The organism is Streptomyces sp. sk2.1 (assembly GCF_008120935.1).
Taxonomy (GTDB): Bacteria; Actinomycetota; Actinomycetes; order Streptomycetales; family Streptomycetaceae; genus Streptomyces.
This window is the reverse complement of the sequence record NZ_RDBO01000041.1, coordinates 1-19884: the sequence shown is the minus strand read 5'-3', so window position 1 is coordinate 19884 and position 19884 is coordinate 1. Positions and strand designations below refer to the sequence as shown.

Sequence of the window (19884 nt, the reverse complement as noted above, 5' to 3'; positions counted from 1 at the left end):
CCGCTCCCCCGCCCCCGCGGGGGAGCGGGGCACCACCCGTTGGGCCCGACTTTGGGGCCAAGGGCCCAGGTCACCCGGCTCGTACATCCGTACGCTCACGCTCGAGCCCGAAATGCAGAACTGCGGGCGCGGGCAAGGCAAGTGGACGTCGGGAAGGAAGAACCGTGACTGGTGGCGGGGGCTGGGGAAGCGGAAGCGCGGGCCGCATACCGCCGGGGAACGGGGGTGCCGGCTCCGGCCAGAGCGGCGGCGTGTTCTTCGCGCTGACCCGCAGCTGGGCCGCCGGTGCGCTGGTGTACATCGCCGCCGGGTACCTCGTGTCGCGCGGGCTCGTCGAGATGCTGGCCACCGAGGAGCGGCTGGCCAGCTTCGGCTGGCGGCTGGGAGTGCTGCACATCCCGAACGTGATCACGACCGTCCTCACGGTGCTGGCCGCCGCCCGCGTCCTGCCCGACGAGCACCGCGAATCCCGCCCGGTGTACCTGCTGGCCGCCCTCGGCGTGCCGGTGGCCGCGCTCGGCTACGGGCTCGCCGTGTCCTGGCACGTGATGAACATCGAGGGCACGCTGATGCCCATCGTCTCGCTGGCCACCGGCGCGGCGGCCGGACTGGCCGTCGACCGGCTCCTGGAGGACCGCGCGGACGAGCCGGCGCCGGCCCCGTACCACCCGTACTCCTGGCGGGACGGCGGTGCCACCGCCATGGAGTACCTGGGGGTGGTCGTCCTCGTCGTCACGCTGATCGGCGCGATGTCCATGGCGGGCGTCGGCGGCCAGATCGGCGAGCGCATCCGCTGCGCGATCAGCTCGCTGGGCGGCGGCGGGGGCGGTTGCTCCACGGGCGGCGGCGACAACGGCGAGAACACCGCCAAGCCGAAGACGGACGCCGACTACGAACCCAAGATGTGCCAGGTCTCCAGCATCTCCGACACCGTCGGCGGCAAGGTGAAGATCGGCTGGTTCGAGTGGGGCAACGAGTACGGCTTCCAGCAGAAGGTCAGCCAGGCCAACACGGACGTGAACGAGGACGGCAAGGTCGACGAGAACGACAAGCTGGTCTACATGACGTTCACGGACGCCGCCTCGGCCGGCGCCACCGCCAGCACCCCCGGCGTCAAGCTCGGCAAGCTCGGCAAGGCCGATGTGGACGTCGGCGGCGGCATCAAGATCACCAACGGTGACACCTGGGTCTTCAAGAGCGAGGAGGAGGCCCAGAAGATGCGCGACGACATCGAAGAAATGAAGATGTGGGAGACCTCCACGAAGTACAGCGGCGGCTACGGCGGCGGCTGGTACTCCGGGATGAAGTGGGCCGACAAGAAGAAGCAGGTCGAGGACCAGATCGGCGACAAGAAGATCTCCTACTCGACCATCGGCCTCAACGGGTACGTGGACGGCGGCCTCTCCATCAGCGCGGGCGACGAGTCCGAGCTGGGCGCGAAGCTCGGCGGCAAGGCGAAGTTCTCCCCCGAGGTGACCATCACCAAGGACGACGTCAACGGCAACGAGTCGTACACGTACACCGCCAAGCTCGAACTGGAGGGCAAGGTCAGCGGTTCGGCCGGTCCGCTCGGCGGCACGGCCGGCGTGAAGGACAACCGGACCGGGGCGATCACCGTCACCCGCGACCAGAAGACCGGCAAGATCGTCCGCATCGACATGACCCAGACCCTCGAAGGCGGTTCGACCTCCAACAAGGGCGAGGCCAAGGGCGACAACGGCGAGAAGGGCAAGGACAAGCGGGGCGGCAAGGTCAGCGGCACCGACTCCTCCGGCGAGACCGGCATCCAGGTGCAGACCAACTCGATCGTCTTCGGCAAGGACACGGACAAGGCCACCGAGGACAAGCGGGCCGTCGCCGAGCAGTGGCTCGACGGCTCCGGCAACAACACCGCCCCGTTCGAGTACATGTTCGGCGACCACTCCATGCAGGACCGGCCCGCCAACGGCGACCCCTTCGAGCAGCTGATGTTCGAGGACGGCCTGTCGAGCTCCATGAAGTACACCGGCCTGACGGACGCCCAGGAGTTCGGCTTCGAGGTGTCGCTCGGCATGAGCCTCGGGTTCTCCATCTCCGACGAGCACAAGAAGGAGACGCTGACGGACGCGGAGTTCCTCGGGGCCCCGCAGGGCGACAAGCGCTCGTACCTGCCGTACAGCTACTGCGCGAAGTAGCGACGGCGGTGCGACGGGCGGTACCGGGTCCGGCTACGGTGCCCGGTAACCGCGGCCACCACGCACGACGACAAGGCGATAGGCGATGACGACGACGATGAAGATGTCCCGGGCGATCGGCGCAGCTGCTGCCGCCGCCATCGGCCTCGCCCTGCTCGCCGGCTGCGGCGGCGACCCCGCCGCCGTCCCGGAGGGCTGGGGCACACTCGACACCAGGAGCCTCTCCGTCGGCTACCCGGAGAACAAGGGCTACAAGGAGCAGGCGGAGGCCGACCGTGCCGAGGCCAACGCCGCCGTCGCGCTCAAGAAGGAGGGCGGGGTGCGGTCCGGCATGGTCTCCGTGCAGCTCGACTTCGCCACGGGTGTGGACGACGCCGCCGAGGCGGCGGCGGCTGCGGGCGCCGGGATCGGTCTCGGGGCGACCCGCAAGAACACCGAGGACGTGCGGCTCGCGGGCCCGGAGGGCGCCCGCGACGCCCGCCGGATCGACTACGAGTTCCTGTCGAGCGGCAAGGACGGGACCCCGGCGCCCGGCACCCGGATGACGGGCGTCGTGGTGGCCGGTGTCGATTCCAAGGACGTGCCGTTCGCCGTCCGGATCAACGCCGTGAAGGGCGCGCTGAGCAAGCAGGACCTCGACGACTTCGTCGACTCCATCACGGTCAAGTAGGCCGAGCAGGCCGAACAACGGACCGGAGCACCCCTTCATGCAGATCCTGCCCGGTGGCACGGCCACGTTCCTGCTGCTGTTCGGCCTGTTCCTCGGCGCGTTCGCGGTCCGCTCGGCGCTGCGCCTGAACCGGGTGCTGCGGCTGCTGCGGCACGGCGAGCGCGTCGAGGGCCGGTGCGCGGACCGCCGGACGGTGGACCGCGGCCCCGGCTCGGAGCGCGGTTACGCCACCGAGTACGTCTTCGCGTTCCGCACCCGCGACGGCCGCGACGTCGAGTTCACCGACCACGCCCCGGGCCCGTTCGGCTTCGAGGTCGGGGCGCCGGTCCGGGTCAGCTACGACCCGGCCGACCCGGAGCGCAGGGCCACGGTCGCCGGGCCGGGGGCGTGGGGGCCGGTGCTGATGCCGGCGGTGTTCACGCTCGTGCTCGGGGCGTTCGCGGTGGGGCTGCTGGCCGGTTTCGCGGCGATGCGGGGCTGGCTCTGAGGCGTAGGGTACGGCCCGCCCCGGGCGTACTCAGCCCTGCGGGCGTGGCCCCGGGCGTACGCGGTCCGCGGGCGTGGCCCCGGGTGTGTGCAGGGCCCCGTGACCGTCAGAACGTGGCACGGTCGAACGGTGTCGGGAGCTTCTCCAGCGCCCCGGCCTCCCGCAGCCGCTCGTTCGCCCCGAAGACCGTGTCGACGTCCGGGACCTTCGTACCGCCGCACGTGAGGTCGACGACCAGCCCGTCGTTCGCGGTGCGGACGTACGTCCCGGGCAGGTCCTCGGGGGCGCGGGCGGCCCGGCCGGCGGAGAGGAAGACCGCCCGGCCGCAGCGGGGGTCGCTGTTCTTCAGGTCGAACCGCTCGGCCACCGCCCGGTACAGGGGCCGGTCGTACACCTGGCCCGCGTCGAACCCCCAGTGCTCCGCGAGGAGCCGCAGGATCTCCGGGGCGCGGCGGACCACCTCCGCGGTCTCGTCCAGCTCGCGCGAACGGAAGGAGAGCGCGACGGAGTTCACCGCGTACTGCGAGGTGCTGCCCGCGTGGATCGCCAGGGACACGTGTGCCGAACCGGGGTTGCTCGCCCACAGCGACGCGGTGTAGCCGATCACGTCGAGGTCGGGGCCCGTGTTCCTCCGCTCGATGTACTCCGCCAGCGCAGCGGCCGAGGGCTCCAGCACGGGGTCGGACGGGCGGCCGTCCTCGGCCTCGTGCCATGGGCCGAAGGTCGGGCCGTCGATCTCCCCCAGCGCGGCGAGCGTCACGGCACAGCGCTCGGCGACGGCCGCCACGGACTCCCCACGAAGGCCCCAGAGGCCGTTCACCACGACGTTCAGCACGACACGTTCTCCCTGGGGCCCGGGCCCCGGTCCTGGATCCTCGGTTCTCGGCTCACGGGTCCGTCGTTCTTCCGGCACTCACTCGCCGACCACGTCCCCGGGGGTGTGGATCACCTTAACCGGGATGCCCCGGTCCTCGAACATCTCCCGTGCCGCCTCGGCGACGTCCGGGTCGGACATGTGCCACTCGACCGGTTTGCCGCGGGCCGCGTCGACCTGCCGGCTGGCCTGGTCCGCCCACCGGTCGGCGACCTTCGGGGTGAGCGCCCCGGTGTCGGCGTCGTAGAAGTCCTTGCCCCGGTACCCGTACTTCGCCTCCAGGTAGGTGCCCCGCGAGGCGTCCCAGCCGTCGAAGTCGACCGGCTTGCCCGTGAGCTTGTCCAGCGGAACCCGGTACTCCTTGCCCCGGCCCACCTTGGAGATCTGCTCCTGGTAGCGGGCACCCATCTCGGTCGGGTAGCTCCAGACGCCCGGCTTGATCTCCTGCCAGTTGCCCTCGCCGCCGTCCTTGGAACCGGTCGTCGGGTCCTTCAGGTCCTTGTACCACTCCGGCTTCGGCTGGTTCTGGGCACGCTCCAGGTCCTTCTTCCGCTTGGCCGCCTTCGCGGCCGCGGCGGCCTCGTCGGCCAGTCGCTGGGCCTCGTCCGCGGCGGCCTTCTTCTCCGGGTCGACCTCGTCGCAGTCCTTCGCGAAGAACCCGACGGGCACGGCCGTGCGCGGGCCGGCCAGGACCCCGGTGCCGGTGCCGGACAGCCCCGGCGCGGTGCCGCCGCCGTACGGGACCCGCAGGCGACCGCCCAGGCCGACGGTGCAGCCCTTGAGACCGGCTTCCTCCGCGGCGTCGTCGGCGTGCTGCTGGGCCTCCTTCGCGGCCTTCTCCGCGGCGTCGATGTCGCCCGCCTTGGCGGCCTTCTTCGCCTTGGACGCGGCCTCCGACGCCTTCTCGGCGACCTCGCCCAGCTTGCCGAGTTTCCCGAGCTTGCCCAGCTTCCCGAACTTGCCGACGAGCTTGGCCTCGCCGTACCCCGGGATGAGGAGGGAGCCGATGTTCCAGAGACCGGTGCCGATCGCCTGGCCCTCGTTGCCCTCCTTCCACATGTCCCGGACCTCGTCGCCGATGAACATGTCGTCGAGGACCTTGAGGCCGGTGCCGCCGGACGCCTTGGTCCAGTCCCAGATCGCGCCGAGGTAGTCGCCGTCGGACCACTTGTCCCCGGCGCCCTTGGAGTCCTGGCTCCACTTGTCGCCGAGGCTCTTGCCGTAGTCCATCAGGCCGTTCCACGCATCGACGGGGTGGAAGATCGTGTCGATCGTGCCGGTGATGTCGCCCCACAGGCCGTCGCCGATCAGGCCCTCGAAGAAGCCGCCGGTCTGGTGCGCGGCGCAGGAGAAGAACGCGCCGATGCCCGAGGTGCAGCTCTCGTCGTCGCCCTCGTCGCCGCCGTCCTCGTCCGGGATGTCGCCCCCGTCCACCTCTCCCGAGGTGTCCACGTCGTCGCCGCCGTCGTCGACCTGGATGACGTCTCCACCGGTGGAGCCGGAGCCCCCGGAGCCGCCGGACGCGTCCGAACCGCCCGACGCGCCGGAACCGCCCGTCGCGTCGGCGCCACCGGAACCTCCGGAGCCGCCGGAGCCGGTCGTGGTGCCGCCCGCCGTGTCCGTGCCGCCGGAACCCGAGTCAGAACCGCCCGCGTCCGAACCGCCGGTGGCGACCGAGCCGCCGGAGTCCGTGCCACCGGAGTCCGAACCGCCGGACGAGGCCCCGTGCCCCGCCTCCACCTCGCCGCCACCGGGCGCGGGGCAGGAGCTGCCGGTCAGCCGGCAGATCGCGTCCTGCATGCCGCCGGTGATCTGGGCGCCGATGCCCGTGACGACGAGCCCGGCGATGAGGGCCACGACCACCAGGACCATGCCCAGGTATTCCATCGCGGTCTGGCCGGCGTCGTCACGGCGCCACCTGATCATGCGCGCGATGCTGAACCGCCGGTGCGGGGCGCGCTGTTCGGGGCTCAGGTCGAACCACTCGCGGGAACTCGCCCGCAGCAGCAGGACGACGACGACAACGGGGATCACCAACTGCGTGATGCCCCGCCCGCCCCCGTCCTTGCCGAGGGTCGTCAGCGCCCCGGCGATGAACCAGACGTGCACGGCCAGGAGGCCGCGCCAGATCCAGACGCCGCCCGTGCGCACGTAGAGCGACAGCACGAGACCGACCACGCTCGGCAGCGCCGCGTACAGCAGCAGCCCGAACAGCTGGCCGTCGACCTCGTTGACCGCCGACGCCACCGTCAGGACACCGGCACCGCCCAGCACCGCGGCCGCGAAGAGCAGCCGGACGAGGATCAGTACCGCCTGCAGCGGTCGCGGCAGGGACTGTCTGCCCTGCCGGGTCATGGCGACGCCACCACCGTCGGCGCCGCCCGCAAACGCGAATCCACCTGTGCCAGACACGACGAGTCCCCCAGCTTGCCGGTGCGCGGCCACAGTTCAGCCACTCCACGCATCGGACCACACCGGCACCCTTCGGGGCATGGGCCCCAGGGCCCAATGCAACGCTCAAAGTCGCAGATTTTCACGGGAGTTGCGGATCAACGGAACAAATGGTGCACCTGTCGCCACCACCGCACGGGGTCCCGCTACCGCACGGGAACCTCGCTGCCGAACAGCATCCAGGGCGACTGGTCGTAGGAGGCCACTCCGGACAGCTGCGGCTGCACCGCGGCGATCTCGTGCCGCACGGCGAGCGTGTCGGGCCAGCTGTCGAAGCACGTCGTCCCGTTGATGACGACACCGCTCCAGTCCGTCGCCGCGGAGGCGCCCTCGCGGTCGACGACGAAACCGATGCAGAGCACGGAGGCCCGCCCTATCGCCTCCCGGATCGCCCGCGCGGCCGCCTCCTGTTCGTCCCGGGTCAGCCGACCGAACCCGAATTCCAGCGCGACGACCCCGTCCCGCATCCGGTAGACGCGGGCGGGCACCTCGGTGCCGCCGCTCGTCCACAACAGGAAGTCGACCGTGTCGAGCCGTTGCAGCCCGGCCAGCAGCACGAGCTGCTCCCGGGTCACCCAGGACGGAGCGGCCCGGGAGCCGGGTCCCGGGCCGAGGAGCGTGACCCGTCTGGTGACGGGGTGGGCCAGCCGCAGCCCCGCCGCGTCGAGGTCGCCGAAGAGGGACTCGGCGTCCGGTCGGCTCCAGCCGAGATGGTACGAGTAGAAGAAACCGTCACTCATCGACACATCACCCCATGAACGGATACAGGTGGAGCGTGCAGATCAACGTGCGTACGGGCGCGCCGGACGGACGCCCGTGACGGGCGCCGGTCAGGTGTGCTCGATTGGTCACGCATGAGCGTAATGAGATCCATCCGTGCGGGCGTGGGCCCACGGACCCAGGACGGACCCCAATGGACCGGCCCCGGTGCCCCCGCGTGATCGCGCGGACGCCGGGACCGCGTGAGTGCCGGGACCACGCGGGCGCCGGGACCACGCGGGCGCCGGGACCACGCGGGCGCCGGGACCACGCGGGCGCCGGTTTATACGATGGACAGACCCCGGCCCGTCGCCCATGGTGTACGTCGATGACACGCACCGATTCGCCTCCCGCATGGGACGAGCGCACCCAGCTGGCCACCTTCCTCGACTACGCCCGCGACACCGCACGCGCGAAGTGCGAGGGCGTCTCCCCCGACGACGCCCGCCGGGCCCCGCTGCCGGGCTCGCCCCTGATGACGATCGCCGGGCTGATCAACCACCTCAGCTGGGTCGAGTACCACTGGTTCGAGGTGGTCTTCCTCGGCGGGGAGGACGAGGGCCCCTGGACGGAGGAGGACCCCGACCGCGAGATGCGCATCGCGGTGGACATGCCGCTCGCCGACGTCCTCGCCCTGTACGAGGAACGGACCGCCCGTTACCGCGAGCTGGTCGCCTCCCACGACCTGGACACACCGGCGAAACTCCCGCGCCGGGACGGCAGGTCCCCCGATCTGCGCTGGATCGTCCTGCACCTGATCGAGGAGACCGCCCGGCACAACGGCCACCTCGACATCATCCGCGAGATCGTCGACGGCACCACCGGCGTCTGATCCGGCACCCGCACCCGCTTCACCCGGCCGAAGGGCTGAGCCGTCGTCATTTCCCGTTCCCTCTCGGGATATAGGACCGGAACCGACCTGTTGGGTTCCTATGGTCGTCACGTCCCGAAGGACCACGAGGAAGGACGTGACCGATGAACCGCATCGCCCCCGAAGGCCGTACCTGCGTCGCCCCCTGGGTGGTGACCGACGACACCGGCGCCCTGTTCGACTTCCTCACCGCCTCGTTCGGTGCCGAGGAGCTCGCACAGGTGGCGGTCGAGGACGGCAGCATCGGCCACGGCGAGATCCGGATCGGCGACACGGTCGTGCTGGCCTTCGACCGCCGGTCCGACTGGCCGGTGATGCCCTCGCTGCTGCGGGTGTACGTCCCCGACGCGGATGCCGCCATGGCCGCCGCCGTGGCCCACGGGGCGCGGGTGGTCACCGAGGTCTGCGACAGCGCGTGGGGGGATCGCGGCGGCCGGGTGCGGGACCCGTTCGGCAACATCTGGTGGGTGGTCAGTCAGGTCGAACAGGTCGCGCCGGACGAGGCATGGAGGCGGATGACGGAGCCGAAGTACGTCGATTCGATGCGCATGGCCCAGGAGACCCTGGACATCGAGCTCAGCGGCCGTGCGACGGGCGTGGCGAGCGCCCCGCTGCGCCCGGCGGACTGAGCCGGCGGGCGGCGCTCGGCGGCCGGCGGCCGGCGGCTGGCGGCCGGCGAGGGATCGGAACCGGGCGGCCCGAGGGCCGTTCCGGTCCCGGACACCGGACACGCTGCTCGGCGGCGTTCCCGGTGTGTTCGGCCGCCTTCTCCACCATGGCCCGGGCCCGGTCGGCCCCTTCGGCGGTTCACCACGACTCGCCACCGCGGCCCGGACACCTCAACTACCTTATGGTCGTGGACCAGTTGATCACCGAAGACCCGACACACATGGGCCCGTACCGTCTGATAGCCCGCCTGGGCGCGGGCGGCATGGGGCTGGTGTACCTCGGCCGCTCGGAAGCCGGGCGGACCGTGGCCGTGAAAGTGGTGCAGGCCGAACACGCCCAGCATCCGGAATTCCGCAAACGGTTCGCGCGCGAGGTGGCCGCGGCCCGGCGGGTGGGCGGGACGTGGACGGCGGCCGTGCTCGACGCCGACACCGAGGCACCGGTGCCCTGGGTGGCGACCCAGTACATCCCCGGACCCGACCTGACCACCGTGGTCGCCGAGGACTTCGGTCCGCTGCCCGAGCATTCGGTGCGCACCCTCGCCAACCGTCTGGCGGTGGCCCTGCAGTCGGTCCACGGGGCGGGCCTGATCCACCGCGACCTGAAGCCGTCCAACGTACTGGTGACGGTGGACGGCCCCCGGGTCATCGACTTCGGCATCGCACGGGCCATGGACGGCCTCGCCGGGGACAGCCTGCACACCCGCACCGGAATGCTCATCGGCTCCCCCGGATTCATGTCGCCCGAGCAGGTGCGCGGCCTCGAACTCACCCCGGCCAGCGATGTGTTCTGCCTGGGTGCCGTCCTCGTGTACGCCTCCACCGGCCGCCTCCTGTTCGGCGCCACGGAGACCGGTCTGAGCGCGCACCTCTTCCGGATCGCGGAGGAGGAGCCGGACCTGACCGGCGTACCGGAGTCGCTCGTCGACCTCGTGCGCGCCTGCCTGCACAAGGACCCGGCGCTGCGGCCCACCCCCGCCGACGTGGCCGCCCGCACGGCCGCCGACTCCGACGGCGAATGGCTGCCCGGTTCGGTGCTCGCCCAACTCGGGCGCCGTGCGGCCCAGTTGCTGGACTTCGCCCCCGAGACGAGGACCGCCCCGGCGGACCCGCGTGTCCCGGCCCGGCCGCTCCCGCCGCCGCCCGCGTACACCCCGACGGCGTCGGCGGCGCCCACGGACCACCGCCCGTCACCGGGGTTCGGCCCCTTCGCGGACCCGGTGCCGGGCGGCCGTCCGCAGCCCTTCGCCCCGGTGGGCGACCCGGTTCCGCATCCCAAGCGGTGGTGGGGGCTGGGGGTGGCAGCGCTGGCGCAGCTGCTGGTGCTGATCGGCGTCACGATCACGACCATGGCGATGCCGGCCATCGGCGCCGACATGGACCTTTCCGCCGACGACATGGGCTCGATCTCCATCGCCCACGCGCTGGCCTTCGGCGGACTGCTGCTGCTCGGCGGGCACGTCACCGATCTCCTGGGCCGCAAACGCGCGTTGATCATCGGTGCGGCCGGTTTCGCGGCGGCGTGCGCGATCAGCGGCCTGGCCCCCTCCTCCGGCCTGCTCATCGGCGCCAACGCGCTGCAGGGCGCGTTCGCCGCGCTGCTCTCGTCGTCGTCGCTGGCCCTGGTGTCCACCGACTTCACCGATCCGAAGGAGCGCGGCAGGGCCTTCGGGATCTACGCCGCGGTCGTCGGCGGCGGTCTGGCGTTCGGCATGTTCGTGAACGGCGCGCTGTTCGAGGCCCTGAGCTGGCACATGTGCCTGTACGCCGCTGCCGCGCTCGCCGTGCTCGTCGTGATCGGCGCGGCCGCCCTGGTGCACGACCACCCGGCGCGCGCCTCCGCCCGCCTCGACCTGCCGGGCCTGCTGATCGGCTCCGGCGCGCTCGTCGCCCTCGGCCTCGGCCTCGACCGGGCCCAGGAGGAGCCCGGACCCGACATGACCACGTCGGGCGGCTGGACCGACCTCCCGACCCTGCTGCTCCTCGCCGCCGGTGTCGTTCTGCTGGCGGCCTTCGTGTGGTGGCAGAGCAGGTCGTCCGGCACGCTCCTCCCGTCGTCCGTCCTCATGGACCGCAACCGCGTCGGCGCCCTCCTCGCCCTGGTCTTCCTGGGGCTGGGCACGTTCGCCATGCTCCTGATCCTGACCAGGTACCTGCAGGGCGTCCTGGAGTACCCACCGGGCCGGATCGGCCTGGCCCTGCTGCCCATGGCCGGTGCGGTCGTCGTCGCCGCCCAGGTCTCCGCCCGCCTGCGCCACCGGCTGGCGCCCGGCTTCCTGATCGCGCCGGGGCTGCTGCTGGCAGCGGCCGGGCTCGCGGTCCTGGCCGCCTTCGTCACCGACAGCCCGCACACCGCCCAGGTGCTGCCCGGCACTCTCCTCGTCGGCCTCGGCACCGGTCTGGCCCTCACCCCGCTCCTCACCACCGTGACCGACGGGATCACCGCCCAGGGGTCCGGCGGGACCTCGGCGGTGGTCCACGCGGCCCAGCAGCTGGGCGGCTGGATCGCCACGCCCCTGCTCGGCACGGTCCTCGCCTCGGCGATCTCCACCCGGCTGAGCGGTACGACGGGCATTCCCCCGCAGCTGGCAGCGGCGGCGCAGTCGGGCTATCCCCTCAGCCCGCAGGGCCTTCCGGAAGAGCTGTCCGCCGCCGTGGAGGAACTGAACAAGGCGATCGTGGACGGTTACTCCGTCGCCCTCTGGTGGACGGCCGGCCTCACCCTGCTCGCGAGCCTGCTCGCCGGGCTGCTGATCACGGCCAGGGCCCCGGGGACCAGCCCCGCCCCCCGGTGATCCGGCGCGGTGGTACGGGGCGGTCCCATGCCCGTACCACCGCCGTCCCCCGAAGAGACGCAGGTCACATCCACCCCTGTCACAACTTGCCGGGCCGTTCCGTCAAGGAGGTGTAACCATCGAAACGGCAAGGAGTTCACCATGGACGCCCGTCTGAACCTCTTCGGAAACCCGATCGCGGCCAAGTTCCTGAGGCACTTCGTCTCGGCGGGCAAGGTGATCGCGGACTCGACGCTGCCGGCCACCACACAGCACCTGGTCGAGATCCGGGCCAGCCAGATCAACGGCTGCGCCTTCTGCACCGACATGCACACCAAGGAGGCCGCCCACATCGGGGAGACCTCGACCCGCCTCAACCTGGTCGCCACCTGGCGCGAGGCCACGGTCTTCACCGACGCCGAGCGCGCCGCCCTGGAGGTGGCGGAACAGGGCACCCGCATCGCCGACGCGGCCGGTGGCGTCACGGACGAGGCCTGGGCGAACGCGGCCGAGCACTACGACGAGGACCAGCTCGCCGCCCTGATGTCGCTCATCGCCCTCATCAACGCCTTCAACCGGCTGAACGTCATCAACCAGCAGCCGGCCGGCGACTACAAGGTCGGCCAGTTCGGATGACCGGCCGTCTCTCTCGGAACTGCCCCTCTTCCTCATGGATTTCGACGACGAACCGTCGTTGCTCTACACCGAGGGCCCTTACCACGGTCAAACCATCGACGATCCGGCCATCGTGGGGCGCTACCGCAAGGCATACGATCGGCTGAGGGCCGCCGCCTTGCCGCCGGAGGTGTCCCTCGCCCTGATCGAGAAGGCGGCTGAGGAGTACCGAAATGGCCGGCGTCGACCTTGACCTCAGCATTGCCACCTGGCGCAAAAGCAGTCACAGCAATGGAGACGGCGGCAACTGCCTCGAAGTCGCGGACGGTCACCCCGGCATCGTCCCCGTCCGCGACTCCAAGCGCCCCGAGGGGCCGGTGCTCGTCGTGAACGCGTCCGCGTGGACGCCGTTCGTGGAGTCCGTCAAGGCTTCCTGACCCGTCCGACTTCCCGAAGTCCCCTCGGGAAGAGGAGGGTTACCACGCACGCGACACCCACGGCAGCGAAGTCGTCAGGACCGGCGGGTGAGACGCTGTCGCCGTGACGGAACCGAAGACCTTCCAGACCCACCTGCGGCAGGCGAGCATCGGCATCCTGGAGCGCATGCCGGAGGAACTGAGGGCCGAGACCTACGTCCTCGCCTTCAACATCTGGCGCATCGATGCCGACGACCGCCGCCCGTTCGTGGACATCGGCTGCAACACGGAGAGCCGGTACGAGGAGGAGGCACGCAAGGACGGCGCCGACCCGCAGGAGGTGCGCTGGAACTACGCCTTCTGGCTCCTTGAGGGCTTCGACAGGCTCGGCAACGTTCCCGAGGACCCGGCCGGAGGCGTGCTGTACGAGGAGGAGGCGAGACGACTCGGCTTCTGGCACGACGGAGAGTTCGATCTCGATCGGCTGCTGGACGACGACGAGCTCACCGCCAAGGCCGATCTCCTCCAACTCCACTTCCACGACGCCGTGATCGACCTCGGCCGCCACCTCCACGCGAGCGGCGCCGTGGAGAGGATCTTCGGCCGCCCGCTGCCCGTCGTCGTGTTCGACATGGACCAGCCGGGCTGGGAGGAGGAGGCCACCAGGGCCGCCAATCCGCCGGAGCTGATCGGCGACTTCCTGGCATGGTGCGGCTGACCGCCGTCGCGGGTTCCGCCGGACAGGCGCTACGGACGGTGGAGGGCGCGGGCGCGGGCCGGATCGGCGGGCCCGTCCTCGCCGAGGTGGAGGAAGTGGTTCACCTGCCATTCCTGCGTGCTGCCGGCCTGCCGACCGGTCGTGGCCACCCATGGCGGATAGACGCGGAAACCCCGCTTCCCGCCGGAACCGTCACGGGAGACGATGCCGCGCCCGATCAGTACCTCGCACGGGAAGACGAACTGCCCGAAGCCGTCGTCGTCCCGGCTGCTGATGACGAAGAGGTCCACCCCGTCGTCGGCGTCGAAGGGCCGGATCGGCCCTTCCTCGGACCGCTGCCACACGGTGACGAACTGGCCCGCTTTCTTCGGGGTGGTCCTGGCCACGCGGAACCGGACCGAGAGGCCGTCGAGCGTGAAGGCATGGGCCGCGTACTCGGCGCCCTCCGGTTCGGGCACCGGCAGTGAGCAGGCAGAACCGATCGGGTCGTACACGAGCTCCTTCGCCGCCCGCAGGTCGTCGTGAAGCCCCGCCCATGCCTGATCCGTCACCATGCCACCATCCTGTCAGCCGCCCGTCGGGGGACTGGGCGGGAGCCGGGGCGAGGAGGCCCCATCCGTCCACGAGGACCCGAGCGGACGCCGGAGACACCGACGGTGGACCGATCCCGGGACCACGTCGGCACGGCGGGCCGATCCCGGAATCACGTCGGCGCGGCGGGCCAACCCCGGTACCGCGTCAGTAGGGCAGGCCCTCGGAGGCCGCGCGCAGTGCCGCGATGAGGCATGTGGCGATTTCGCTCCCCGACGCCCCGGGGTCTTCCGCGTACCGGCGGGCGAAGTCCTCCGACGCCGCGCGCAGTGCGCCGTTGAAGGTTGCCGCGTGCACCTTGGTCCGGAGGTCGTCGGGGCTGCCGCCGGACCGCTGGGCGAGGAGTTGTCCGAGGACGGGCAGGGCGTCGTCATGGGCCTGGAGCCAGACGGCGCGCAGCGCCGGATCGGTGGTGGTCATGCGGATCAGGTCGAGGATGGCCGGGGCGTCGTCGGGCAGTTCACCGAACCGCAGGGACTGCGTGACGAAGTCCAGCAGACCCATGTCCACCGGCCAGTGGCGCAACTGGTCCACGGCGAAATCGAGCCCTGCGGAGAGCAACGGCAGTACGCAGCTCTCCTTCGTGGGGAAATGACGCCACAGGGTGCGGGAGGAAATGCCCACGGCCCGGGCGATCTGCTCGCCCGTCGTGCCGGTGACGCCCTGGGCGGCGAACAGACGGACGGCCTCGCGGGCGATCTCGAAACGGAGAGCCGCCTTGCGCCGCTCGGCGAGCGACGGTCGGACAGCCACCCGCTCCGCCTGCCCGCGTTCCGCGGATGACGCCTCGCTCACCCTCGCCCGCCCTCCGTCCCTGTCGGCGCAGCATAGCGAGCCCATCGGAAATGGCGCATGCAGACGTCTTGTCACTCACTGACACCCAGACTTACTCTGCGGTAAGTAACTGGCGAGTAACAGCTTTGTCTCCTGCATCCCGTGCGCGACGAGGAGCCCTTCATGAGCCGCAAGAAAACCCGTTCCCGTTCCCCCTTCACCCCGGCCCCGCCGACCGGCCGCGGCAGCAGGGCCGGCCTGCGCCTGCTGGTCGGTGCCGTCGTCACCGGCACCGTCTGCGCCGGGCTCTCGGCCGTACCGGCCACTGCCGCCGTACCGGCCGGCGCCGCCACGACGGACCCCGTCGTCTCCCGAGGGGTGACCATCCCCGCTTTCTACACCCCGCCCGCCCAACTGCCCTCGGCCGACGGGGCGTTGGTCCGCACTGAACCCTTGCCGCTCGGGCTGCGGATTCCGGGCCTGGACGGCCGTCCGATGCCGGGCACCGCGACCCGTCTGATGTACAAGTCCACCGATTCGACCGGGCAGCCCGTCGCCGTGACCGGCGCCTACATCGAGCCCTCGGCCGCCTGGAAGGGCACGGGGCCGCGCCCCTTGGTCGCGGTGGCCTCGGGCACCATGGGCCAGGGCGACCAGTGCGCGCCGTCCTTCGCGCTGCAACACCCGCTCACCCTCAACGGCGACACCATGTCCGTGGGCTACGAGGCGCTGTCGATCTACCGAATCCTCTCGACCGGGGCCGCGGTTGTCGTCACCGACTACGTCGGCCTCGGCGCCACCGATCGTCTGCACACCTACGTCAACCGCCTCGACCAGGCGCACGCCCTGCTGGACGCGGCCCGCGCCGCCCGCTCCGTACCCGGTGCGTCGGTCACCGCGGCTTCGAGGACCGGCCTGTACGGATACAGCCAGGGGGGCGGGGCCAGTGCTGCGGCCGCCGAACTCCAGCCCTCCTACGCGCCCGACGTCCCGCTCTCCGGAACCTACTCCGGCGCGCCCCCGGCGAATCTGACCTCGGTCATGAAGGGAATCGACGGCAGCGCGCTCGCCGGTGCGCTGGCCTGGTCGATCAGCGGATTCGCCCAGTCCGACCCCGACCTGCGGGCGATCGTCGACGCCAACATCAGCGCCACCGGCAGGGCCGCCCTGGAGGACGCGTCGACCATGTGCGTCGGTGACGCGCTGTTCGGCTACGGCTTCGCCAAGAGCAACAAGTGGACCACCAGCGGCAAGTCCCTCGGGGACATCATCGCCGCCGACCCCCGCGCGCAGGCGGCCCTGGACAAGCAGCGCATCGGCACGCTCAAGCCCGCCGGACCCGTACGGCTGGCCACTGGTACCCAGGACGACATCGTGCCCCACTCCCAGGCCCGGCAGCTCGCCGTCGACTGGTGCGCCAAGGGCGCCGATGTCACCTACGACGCCGTCGTGCTGCCCAACCTCGGCGACAAGATCCTCACCAACCACCTCGTGCCGCTCATCACCGACCAGGGAGACGCCATCTCCTGGCTGACCGACCGCCTCTCCGGCAGGGCCGCCACCTCCAACTGCTGGTCCATGCCCATCCAGCCCTGAACACCTGCTTCCCGCTTCCCACTTCCTCGATCGGGAGCCTTCGAGGGCGTCCCTCGATCGGGAGTCTTCGCGGGGTCGCCCATCGCGGCGAGGCACCGCAGGACATACGACCGGCCGAGGGCCACCGCCTCGCTTCCGCAGGCACCCCTCGGCCCGGCCGGGAAAGCGGCCGAGGAGTACCGGACCGGATCACCGGTATCGCATCCGGGCGGATGGGGGGATGGAGGGATCAGGCCGTCGGGTCCCAGAGCCCGTCGGCTTCGCCCCGGGCGAGGTGCTCGGCGTAAACACCGACCTTCCAGGCGATGACGGACCGGCACTCCTCCAGCGCCTGGATCTGTGCGTCGACGCGCTGCTTGTGGGTGTCGAGCAGGCGCAGCCGTTCCACCTCGTTGCCCGGTCCCTGGCGTACCAGTTCGGCGAAGCGCTTGAGGTCGGCGAGCGGCATGCCGGACTCGCGGAGCTTGACGCAGATCAGCAACCAGTCGACATCCGTGTCGGTGTAGCGCCGCCTGCCGCCCGACGTGCGCCGGACCGGCCCGACGAGCAGGCCCTCGCGCTCGTAGAAACGCAGGGCGTGCACGCTCAGTCCGGTCCGTTCGGCCACCTCGCCGATGCTCAGGGACTGCACGGCGGACCCGGTGGTCGTCATGTCGCCCCCTGGACTTGATCTAGACCTCGCTCCAGATCGTAACGTCGCCGGCATGACCATCACCGATCAGCAGCCGCTCGGCTCGCCCTTCTCCGCCGCCACCTCCGCCGAGGACGTCGTGGCCGGTCACGACCTTTCCGGCACGACCGCCGTGGTGACCGGGGGCTACTCCGGGCTCGGCCTGGAGACCACCCGGGCCCTGACGGCCGCCGGGGCCCGGGTGGTCGTTCCGGCCCGCCGCCCCGACGTCGCCCGTTCCGCACTCCGGGACGTGAAAGGCAGTGAGGTCGTCGCCATGGACCTGGTCGACCTCGGCAGTGTCCGCTCGGTCGCCGCGCACATCGGCGAATCCGTCGACCGGATCGACCTCCTGATGGCCGTCGCCGGAGTCATGGCCACCCCGGAACGGCACGTCGGGCCCGGCTGGGAGAGCCAGTTCACCGCGAACCACTTCGGGCACTTCGCCCTCGCCTGCGAGCTCTACCCGCTCCTGGCCGCCGCGGGCGGGGCGCGCGTCGTCGTCAACAGTTCCGCCGGACACACCCTGACCGACATCCGCTGGCACGACCCCCACTTCCGTACCGGGTACGACAAGTGGCTGGCCTACGGCCAGGCCAAGACCGCCAACTCCCTGTTCGCCGTGCACCTCGACGCCCTCGGGCGCGACGACGGCGTCCGCGCGTTCGCCCTCCACCCGGGCAGGATCATCACCGGCCTCCAGCGCGAGATGGCCGTCCGGGAGCAGATCGACCGGGGCTGGATCGACGAGCACGGCAACGTGATCGGCGCCGGGTTCAAGACCCCCTCCCAGGGTGCCGCCACCGGCCTGTGGGCAGCCACGTCCCCGCTTCTCGACGACCGTGGCGGGCTCTACCTGGAGGACTGCGACATCGCCCGCGCCTCCGCCCCCGACGAGCCCATGGACGACGGCGGCGTCCGCGCGTACGCCGTCGACCCCGACGGGGCCGCCCGGCTCTGGGACCTCTCCGTCGCAGCGACCGGCGCCACGCCGATCATCCGTTGAACCCCGGCGACAACGGTCGGGCAGCGGGCTCGGATTCGGGTTCGGGTTCGGGCTGGCGGCAGGGTTTGCACAGGCCGTCGCGGAACGCTTCGGGGCGGCCGGGAGTCTCGCACTCGGTGCACACGGCCATCGCACGGAACATCGGCACCTCCGCCTCGATCCGGGGAACGACGGGCAGCCGGGGCGGAAGCTTGTCGCGCAGCCGACGACGGACCAGCCCGAAGGGCGAACGAACGGACTCCGGAAGCCCAGCGGTCAGCGCACCCCTCAGATACGTCGCATCCACACCCCGCTCGAACCACTCGGCCGCCAACGGCTCCAACTCCGCACACTCCACCGCCGAAAGCGCCAACCGCTCATCCACCCGCCCCAACCGCGCCAGAGCCACGAACGCCTTCGAGGGCTGCCGCTCCTCACCACTCCCGACCCCCGGCACCGGCACCAACTCTGTTTCAGGGCGCGGCTCCTCGGCACGCTGCTCAGGAACCGAAACCGACACAGGCACGGGCACGGGCGCCGGTACGGGCGCGGGAGTGGTCTCGGCCACGAGGAAGGCGTTCCACCACTCGTTGTCGTGGGCGATCCGCGACCAGTAGGTCCGGGTGACCCAACGGACCTGGTTGCCCTCGCCGTTCAGTCCCCGTACGCGGCGCAGGTGACCGGCCACGCTCAGGGCCCTCAGCGCGCTGCCCACGGCCGTCTGCCCGTACAGCGGCAGGACCTTGGCCAGCGACTTGACGTCCATCACCGCACCGTCCGGCAGTGCGTCGATGTAACCCGCGATGTGCCGCTCGCGGTCGGGCAGGAATGCGAAATCGCCTTCGAGCGGCGGACGTTGCTCCGGCACGGAACGCTTCCCGTAGCCCGGCCGGGCCTTCGGATGGGCGCGCGAGGATGCGGGCGCGCACAGGGCCCCGCCCGGCCCGTCCGGTACCGCCCTCCGCGGTGGCTCCGCCCCCGCGCCCCGCATGGCACGCCCGGCCCTCCACCGGGCCCACGTCAGCCGAGCCAGCCCGGACGTACCAGTCCCGACTCGTAGGCGAGCACGACGAGTTGCGCCCGGTCGCGGGCGCCCAGCTTGACCATGGTGCGGCTGACGTGGGTCTTGGCGGTGAGCGGGCTGACGACCAGCCGCCGGGCGATCTCCTCGTTGGAGAGCCCCATGCCGACCAGCGCCATCACCTCCCTCTCCCGTTCGGTGAGTTCGTCCAGCCCCGTCGCCGCCGCGGGCTCCTTGGACCGGGCCGCGAACTCGGCGATCAGACGGCGGGTGACGCCGGGCGAGAGCAGCGCGTCACCGCTCACCACCGCGCGTACCGCGCGCAGCAGTTCGTCCGGCTCGGTGTCCTTGACGAGGAAGCCGGAGGCCCCGGAGCGGATCGCCTCGAAGACGTACTCGTCGAGCTCGAAGGTGGTGAGCATGACCACCTTGACGTCGGCCGACGCGGCGTCCCCGGCGAGGGCGCGGGTCGCGGCGAGGCCGTCGAGACGCGGCATCCGGATGTCCATCAGCACGATGTCGGGGCGCAGTTCGCGCACCAGGCGCACGGCCTCCTCGCCGTCCGCGGCCTCCCCCACCACCTCGATGTCGGGCTGGGCGTGCAACAGGGCCCGGAAGCCCGCCCGGACCAGCAGCTGGTCGTCGGCGAGCAGTACGCGGATCACGGTGTCTCCTCCTCGTGCGCCGTCGCATCGGACGGACCGGGCGGGGCGGGTGAGCTGGACGGGGCAGGCGGGGTGGACGAGGCGGGCGGGACGGGCAGGCCGGAC

The 19884-nt window shown here is 71.5% G+C and carries 19 protein-coding genes and 1 pseudogene; 12 read left to right on the top strand and 8 right to left on the bottom strand.

All coding sequences use genetic code 11. The features are described 5' to 3' along the window. Positions 1-164 precede the first annotated feature (164 nt). From EAO76_RS14765 to EAO76_RS14755, 3 genes are all read left to right on the top strand, one after another. Positions 165-2174, top strand: coding sequence for a hypothetical protein (locus tag EAO76_RS14765; RefSeq protein WP_148836406.1), 2010 nt, complete (start codon positions 165-167; stop codon positions 2172-2174). Positions 2175-2259: 85 nt separating this feature from the next. After that, positions 2260-2844, top strand: a complete 585-nt coding sequence (locus EAO76_RS14760; RefSeq protein ID WP_262375472.1) for a hypothetical protein — start codon at positions 2260-2262, stop codon at positions 2842-2844. A 37-nt stretch (positions 2845-2881) separates the two neighbouring features. Then, entirely contained in the window at positions 2882-3331 is a 450-nt protein-coding gene (locus EAO76_RS14755; protein ID WP_148836405.1) for a DUF3592 domain-containing protein, read from the top strand. A gap of 106 nt (positions 3332-3437) precedes the next feature. On the opposite strand, the gene EAO76_RS14750 is transcribed toward EAO76_RS14755, so the two are convergent. The 3 genes from EAO76_RS14750 to EAO76_RS14740 form a co-directional block, all read right to left on the bottom strand. Further along, a complete protein-coding gene (locus EAO76_RS14750; RefSeq protein WP_148836404.1) occupies positions 3438-4166 on the bottom strand; it encodes an Imm52 family immunity protein in 729 nt (242 codons plus the stop codon). A gap of 78 nt (positions 4167-4244) precedes the next feature. Next, entirely contained in the window at positions 4245-6617 is a 2373-nt protein-coding gene (locus tag EAO76_RS14745; protein WP_148836403.1) for a Tox-REase-5 domain-containing protein, read from the bottom strand. 185 nt (positions 6618-6802) lie between these two features. After that, a complete protein-coding gene (locus EAO76_RS14740; protein ID WP_148836402.1) occupies positions 6803-7396 on the bottom strand; it encodes a hypothetical protein in 594 nt (197 codons plus the stop codon). 347 nt (positions 7397-7743) lie between these two features. On the opposite strand from EAO76_RS14740, the gene EAO76_RS14735 reads away from it, so the two are divergent. The 7 genes and pseudogenes from EAO76_RS14735 (at position 7744) to EAO76_RS14705 (ending at position 13477) form a co-directional block, all read left to right on the top strand. Next, on the top strand, positions 7744-8247 hold the full coding sequence (locus tag EAO76_RS14735; protein WP_148836401.1) for a DinB family protein: 504 nt from the start codon (positions 7744-7746) through the stop codon (positions 8245-8247). A gap of 143 nt (positions 8248-8390) precedes the next feature. Beyond that, positions 8391-8915, top strand: coding sequence for a VOC family protein (locus tag EAO76_RS14730; RefSeq protein WP_148836400.1), 525 nt, complete (start codon positions 8391-8393; stop codon positions 8913-8915). A gap of 227 nt (positions 8916-9142) precedes the next feature. Then, positions 9143-11749 (top strand): bifunctional serine/threonine protein kinase/MFS transporter, encoded by a 2607-nt coding sequence (locus tag EAO76_RS14725; RefSeq protein ID WP_148836399.1) that lies wholly within the window; start codon positions 9143-9145, stop codon positions 11747-11749. 141 nt (positions 11750-11890) lie between these two features. After that, entirely contained in the window at positions 11891-12364 is a 474-nt protein-coding gene (locus EAO76_RS14720; protein ID WP_148836398.1) for a carboxymuconolactone decarboxylase family protein, read from the top strand. Between the two features lie 25 nt (positions 12365-12389). Beyond that, positions 12390-12596 (top strand): annotated as a pseudogene (locus EAO76_RS14715) (Scr1 family TA system antitoxin-like transcriptional regulator); the annotation flags it as partial. Further along, on the top strand, positions 12577-12780 hold the full coding sequence (locus tag EAO76_RS14710) for a DUF397 domain-containing protein (protein WP_148836397.1): 204 nt from the start codon (positions 12577-12579) through the stop codon (positions 12778-12780). The pseudogene EAO76_RS14715 and the gene EAO76_RS14710, both read left to right, overlap by 20 nt. Positions 12781-12883: 103 nt before the next feature. Further along, positions 12884-13477, top strand: a complete 594-nt coding sequence (locus EAO76_RS14705; RefSeq protein ID WP_148836396.1) for a hypothetical protein — start codon at positions 12884-12886, stop codon at positions 13475-13477. A gap of 29 nt (positions 13478-13506) precedes the next feature. Here the strand turns inward: EAO76_RS14705 and EAO76_RS14700 are convergent, their stop codons facing one another. Together EAO76_RS14700 and EAO76_RS14695 are read right to left on the bottom strand one after the other, a co-directional pair. After that, positions 13507-14031 carry a MepB family protein gene (locus EAO76_RS14700; protein ID WP_148836395.1) on the bottom strand — a complete coding sequence of 175 codons (525 nt, stop codon included), beginning with the start codon at positions 14029-14031 and terminating at the stop codon, positions 13507-13509. A gap of 184 nt (positions 14032-14215) precedes the next feature. Next, entirely contained in the window at positions 14216-14863 is a 648-nt protein-coding gene (locus tag EAO76_RS14695) for a TetR/AcrR family transcriptional regulator (RefSeq protein WP_376297108.1), read from the bottom strand. 162 nt (positions 14864-15025) lie between these two features. Between EAO76_RS14695 and EAO76_RS14690 the strand changes: the two genes are divergently transcribed. Further along, positions 15026-16438 carry a lipase family protein gene (locus EAO76_RS14690; RefSeq protein ID WP_148836393.1) on the top strand — a complete coding sequence of 471 codons (1413 nt, stop codon included), beginning with the start codon at positions 15026-15028 and terminating at the stop codon, positions 16436-16438. Between the two features lie 229 nt (positions 16439-16667). Here the strand turns inward: EAO76_RS14690 and EAO76_RS14685 are convergent, their stop codons facing one another. Then, positions 16668-17090 carry a MerR family transcriptional regulator gene (locus EAO76_RS14685; RefSeq protein ID WP_148836392.1) on the bottom strand — a complete coding sequence of 141 codons (423 nt, stop codon included), beginning with the start codon at positions 17088-17090 and terminating at the stop codon, positions 16668-16670. Positions 17091-17142: 52 nt separating this feature from the next. Between EAO76_RS14685 and EAO76_RS14680 the strand changes: the two genes are divergently transcribed. Continuing rightward, positions 17143-18114 carry an SDR family NAD(P)-dependent oxidoreductase gene (locus EAO76_RS14680; protein WP_148836391.1) on the top strand — a complete coding sequence of 324 codons (972 nt, stop codon included), beginning with the start codon at positions 17143-17145 and terminating at the stop codon, positions 18112-18114. Here the strand turns inward: EAO76_RS14680 and EAO76_RS44545 are convergent. Further along, positions 18104-18961: a MarR family transcriptional regulator gene (locus tag EAO76_RS44545; protein ID WP_187438623.1), complete on the bottom strand. Its 858-nt coding sequence runs from the start codon at positions 18959-18961 to the stop codon at positions 18104-18106. The genes EAO76_RS14680 and EAO76_RS44545 overlap by 11 nt on opposite strands. Before the next feature lie 152 nt (positions 18962-19113). Next, positions 19114-19779 carry a response regulator transcription factor gene (locus EAO76_RS14670; protein WP_148836390.1) on the bottom strand — a complete coding sequence of 222 codons (666 nt, stop codon included), beginning with the start codon at positions 19777-19779 and terminating at the stop codon, positions 19114-19116. Positions 19780-19884 lie beyond the last annotated feature (105 nt).

Excerpts from the sequence above, each read along its gene's own strand:
- EAO76_RS14760 (WP_262375472.1), top strand. The coding sequence starts at position 2,260 with ATGACGACGACGATGAAGATGTCCCGGGCGATCGGCGCAGCTGCTGCC.
- EAO76_RS14755 (WP_148836405.1), top strand. The coding sequence starts at position 2,882 with ATGCAGATCCTGCCCGGTGGCACGGCCACGTTCCTGCTGCTGTTCGGC.
- EAO76_RS14740 (WP_148836402.1), bottom strand. The coding sequence starts at position 7,396 with ATGAGTGACGGTTTCTTCTACTCGTACCATCTCGGCTGGAGCCGACCG.
- EAO76_RS14735 (WP_148836401.1), top strand. The coding sequence starts at position 7,744 with ATGACACGCACCGATTCGCCTCCCGCATGGGACGAGCGCACCCAGCTG.
- EAO76_RS14730 (WP_148836400.1), top strand. The coding sequence starts at position 8,391 with ATGAACCGCATCGCCCCCGAAGGCCGTACCTGCGTCGCCCCCTGGGTG.
- EAO76_RS14720 (WP_148836398.1), top strand. The coding sequence starts at position 11,891 with ATGGACGCCCGTCTGAACCTCTTCGGAAACCCGATCGCGGCCAAGTTC.
- EAO76_RS14710 (WP_148836397.1), top strand. The coding sequence starts at position 12,577 with ATGGCCGGCGTCGACCTTGACCTCAGCATTGCCACCTGGCGCAAAAGC.
- EAO76_RS14700 (WP_148836395.1), bottom strand. The coding sequence starts at position 14,031 with ATGGTGACGGATCAGGCATGGGCGGGGCTTCACGACGACCTGCGGGCG.
- EAO76_RS14690 (WP_148836393.1), top strand. The coding sequence starts at position 15,026 with ATGAGCCGCAAGAAAACCCGTTCCCGTTCCCCCTTCACCCCGGCCCCG.
- EAO76_RS14685 (WP_148836392.1), bottom strand. The coding sequence starts at position 17,090 with ATGACGACCACCGGGTCCGCCGTGCAGTCCCTGAGCATCGGCGAGGTG.
- EAO76_RS14680 (WP_148836391.1), top strand. The coding sequence starts at position 17,143 with ATGACCATCACCGATCAGCAGCCGCTCGGCTCGCCCTTCTCCGCCGCC.